The following is a 4161-nucleotide window of genomic DNA, read 5'->3' as shown; positions in this document are numbered from 1 at the left end:
AGATTGCGCCGATCACATCGATCGATCGACTTCCCGTTGGCGATGGTCAGCCTGGCTCCCTGACCACAAAGCTCCAGGAAATCTATTTCTCGCTCGTCACGGGAAAAGACCCGAACCACCCCGAGTGGAGGACGGCGGTCTATTGACGAATAACGAGCGAAGCACCGGACAGCTTCTGCCCTGCTGGCTGGGCAACCCTTAGCTTAAGGGGAACCCGGCCCGGTCGACCAAGTGATTTCGATCCACCGGTCGTCGCGTTCTACAACGAGGCAATTGCGGCACAAACGAAGACGGAACCTAATCGTGGCCGGCTTTTCCTAAAAGAATGGAGTTTAGATGTCTCGCTCGAAGATCTGGACAGATATCGATCTGGATGCCGAAGGAAAGATCTGCGGCTACTTCCGCCTGCCGCTCGCGGCGCATGACAAGTCCGGTGACGACGCTGGTTACAGCTATGAGCCGATCCCCGTTGTGACAGTGCGCAATGGAGAGGGGCCACGCGTTCTGCTGATGGCTGGAAATCATGGCAATGAATATGAGGGGCAGATCCTGCTGATGAAGCTGATCCGCCGCCTTGAACCAAAGGACATCCGCGGGCAGATCATCTTCTTGCCCGCCGCCAATGCTCCGGCCGTGCGTGCCGACGCGCGCATATCGCCCCTCGATGATGGCAATCTGAACCGTCATTTTCCGGGCGATCCGAATGGATCTCCAACCGCTATGATCGCACATTTGATCGAGTGCGAAATCCTTCCGCGCGTCGAATACGCTTTCGACTTCCATTCCGGCAGCAGCAGCATGGAATACACCCCATGCGGTGCGATCGCCCGCTCCGACGATCCCGACCGGTTCAACCACTCACTGAGCTACCTCAAGGCATTTGGAATGCCCACTAGCATGATCATCGAGAATTCGACGGGCGGCGACGGAGCAATGATCGGTGCATGCCGAAGGGCAGGCGTGTTTCACATGTCGACGGAACTTGGCGGCGGTAGCACGGTGTCGCTTGACAACCTGACGCTCGCCGAACGCGGGCTTGAGAGGCTTCTACGTCACGTCGGTGTTCTGTCCGGTCCGAACACCGCAGAACCCGAGCCGGAGACGCGTATCGTTCATCGCGTTCCATCTCGCGATTATGTCTATTCCGACAGCACGCAGACAGGCCTATTCGAGCCCCTCGTCAAGCTAGGCGAAGCGGTGGCGGACGGGCAGATCGTCGGGCGTATCCACTACACAAATGCCCCCTGGAAAGCGCAGGAGCCGGTCTACTCCAGGAGCGCCGGCATTGTCATGTGCCGGCGTGTCCCTGCGCGCACTAGGCTGGGTGATTGCGTTTTCGCCCTCGCCCGCGATTGGCAGGAGCCTCCATCCGCGACCGAAAGACCAGCAGAGGACAATTACGGAGGAAATCATGTCTAGAGTACCAGCCGCTCTCCTGACTTTTCTGAGCTTCATTTCCCCGACCGCAACGTTTGCCGAGTCGATCGAAGTGCTTGCCGTGAGGACGTTCGTCCCGGATTCAGCACTTAAGAGCTTCGAGGCCGCCTATCCCGATATCAAGGTCAAGAAGCTGCCGGATGCGCAAGACTATGACGACCTGACGGAACGCCTTCTCAGGAACGACGTCACGGGCGATTTGCCGGACGTGATTTTCCAAGGATACAATCGGGCGAAGATGACGTATTCGCGCGGTCTCGTCGCTCTGCTCGATCCGTATCTATCGGGCGACGCCGAATGGGCACGCGAGTCCTATGTGCCGACGTCCGACGCGCTTTGCCATTTTAATGACCAATCTTATGGCCTGCCTTACGTGATCTCGGTCCCGGTTGTCTATTACAACCTCGACCTGATGGAGGAAGCGGGTCTCGATACCGAGCACCTACCGACGACATGGGAGGGAATCACCGGTGCCGCAGCGATGATCTCTGCCCGGCACGGCGGTGCTGTCGGCGCCATCTTCGATTATTTGGCCTCCGGCAATTGGACCTATACCGCGCTGATTAATTCTCAGGGCGGACGAATGCTGTCTGACGATGACGCTAAAATCGCTTTCAACGGCGCCGAAGGCCTTCGCGGGCTCAACGTGCTGAAGATGTTCGGCGAAGCCGGCCAGATCGACATGGATCGCAGTCAGGCCTTTCAGGCATTTTCCAGCGGGTCTGTCGGACTGTTGGTCTCATCGAGCGGCTTTCTCACCAATTTGACGAAGCAGGCGAATTTCGACTTCCGCGTTGCCCCCTTCCCGCTGGAGGCCGATGGCAAGCTGCCTGCCGGCGGCAGTTGCATAATGATGACCTCCAAGGACCCCGAAAAACAGAAAGCCGCGTGGACCTTCATGAAGTTCATGTCGGAGGTCGAAATGCAGCGTGTGATGTTTGATACTACTGGCTACGTGCCGGGCAACAAGATCGCGGTTGAGAAGATCGTGGCCGAGACAGACCCGGCGGACAACCGGCTGGTTGCCGTGGAAGCAGCTCGTTCCGCAATCGATTGGTTTTCGTTCCCCGGTGCAAACTCCCTGCGGATCACGGATGTCATCAAGGCGCACCTCCGGGACGTCATCACGCTGAAGGCCAGCCCCAAGGATGCCATGAACCGCATGAGCGAAGAGGTGCAGGAACTGCTCGATTGATCCACTGTGGACGTGGCAGTTTTTCCCATCCCACCGTCCATTTCTTCATTTCCGCAGCTACGCGCTGGCGAAATGGCTCGGCTCAACTTGGTGTCGACGAGGCAGAGAAAAGACATGTCCAGTGTAATAGAAGCGAGAGTGCGGTATTTTGGCGTGGCCGCCTACGAGATCATTATTCGGAACGGGCAACGAATCCTACTTGACCCCTGTTTCAATCAAAACCCTGTCAGCCGCGTAAATGCGGCATCCTTCGACAAGGTCGACCTGATCATCGTCACTCATGCCGCCATGGATCATCTCGGGGACACGGCTGAAATCGCCCGGAACACTGATGCAGACATCATCTGCGGCGGCGAGGTCAAAGCCTATCTTCTGGCGAGCGGTATTCCCGCCGAACGCATACGCGTCACGGCTTGGGGAATGAGGCTTAAGGTGGCGGGCATCGAAGTTCAAACACTCGAATGCCGGCATTGCTCTTATTTCAACCTTCCGGATGGGTCTTTTGCTTCCGGCATTCCGCTGGCCTTCATCCTGGATCTGCATGAGAACATTCGCTTATATCACCCCGGTGACACGGCGATTTTCTCGGACATGAAATTGCACGGTCAGCTCTACCGGCCAACGGTGGGATCGGTTGGAATTGCCAATCCCATCGGAATGGGCGGTCCGGGTGCCGGTCAAAAGTTGACTAGCGATATGTCGCCTCTTGAAGGCGTTTTGGCGGCGCAGTGGTTGGGCCTGAAAACTGTGTTGCCGTGCCACTATACTAATCCGGACGACCCCTTGGTGGATGAGTTCATCAGACATCTGTCGGCTGCGCAGTCGCGCGGTGAAGCGGTTCCCGACGCGCTCGTATTGAGGCCGGCCGAGTGGATTGAGATCGACTCGTCTGGAGGGGTAAGGCGTTCCCATCATACCTGATCGACCACCGGGCGTGTGTCATCCACCGACCTCAAAGCAAATGTCGGACCAGCGAATGGCACGATGACGGCATATCAGTTGTCAGTTTCGCCCAATCCAGGACCTGTCGTTCTGTCGGCGCAACCGCAATCGCTTTTGACCAGCCTGCCATCGCGTAGCGGATTTTTCCTGACCAATAAGAGCCACATTATCCTCCATCCCGTAACCGAGAAAGTAATGACGAGAGATCCAAGACTGAATTGCGAAATGGCCGAGACGAAAGCCAGGTACGAAGCCCTTCAGCTTTCCGATGGCGGCGCACCCAAGACCCTTGTTGAAAACCGGGCGCAGCAGGCCAGACTGCTGCAATACTGGTGCGAAGAGGCTCCGGATATCGCTGGGAAAGCCGACCTGATCGTACCCACAAGGCACGGGCCAATTGAGGCAAGACTGTTTGTCCCCACTAACACCGAAAGTGGCCCCGTCGCCATTTTTCTGCATGGTGGCGGGTGGGCAAGAGGTTCCACGGCCAATGGAGAGTGGGCCTGTCAGGCTATCGCCAACGAGGCCAGGTTGCGGGTCCTTTCCCTCAACTACAGTCTTGCGCCTGAAAACCCCTTTCCTACTGC

4 protein-coding genes are annotated in these 4161 nt (G+C 57.4%); all 4 read left to right on the top strand.

The window, feature by feature from the left end:
- Nucleotides 1–336: 336 nt before the first annotated feature.
- Nucleotides 337–1419 carry a succinylglutamate desuccinylase/aspartoacylase family protein gene (locus tag EOA86_RS24775; protein WP_128344078.1) on the top strand — a complete coding sequence of 361 codons (1083 nt, stop codon included), beginning with the start codon at nucleotides 337–339 and terminating at the stop codon, nucleotides 1417–1419.
- Entirely contained in the window at nucleotides 1412–2632 is a 1221-nt protein-coding gene (locus tag EOA86_RS24770) for an extracellular solute-binding protein (RefSeq protein ID WP_164891956.1), read from the top strand. Before EOA86_RS24775 ends, EOA86_RS24770 begins: the two co-directional genes overlap by 8 nt.
- Before the next feature lie 114 nt (nucleotides 2633–2746).
- Nucleotides 2747–3553 carry an MBL fold metallo-hydrolase gene (locus EOA86_RS24765; protein WP_128344074.1) on the top strand — a complete coding sequence of 269 codons (807 nt, stop codon included), beginning with the start codon at nucleotides 2747–2749 and terminating at the stop codon, nucleotides 3551–3553.
- Between the two features lie 63 nt (nucleotides 3554–3616).
- The coding region (locus tag EOA86_RS24760; RefSeq protein ID WP_164891955.1) for an alpha/beta hydrolase fold domain-containing protein at nucleotides 3617–4161 on the top strand (545 nt) is incomplete at its 3' end.

This window comes from Mesorhizobium sp. M5C.F.Ca.IN.020.32.2.1 (assembly GCF_004023105.1).
GTDB classification, from domain to species: domain Bacteria; phylum Pseudomonadota; class Alphaproteobacteria; order Rhizobiales; family Rhizobiaceae; genus Mesorhizobium; species Mesorhizobium wenxiniae.
Note: the sequence above shows the minus strand (reverse complement) of the source record. Positions and strands in the feature narration are given on the sequence as shown.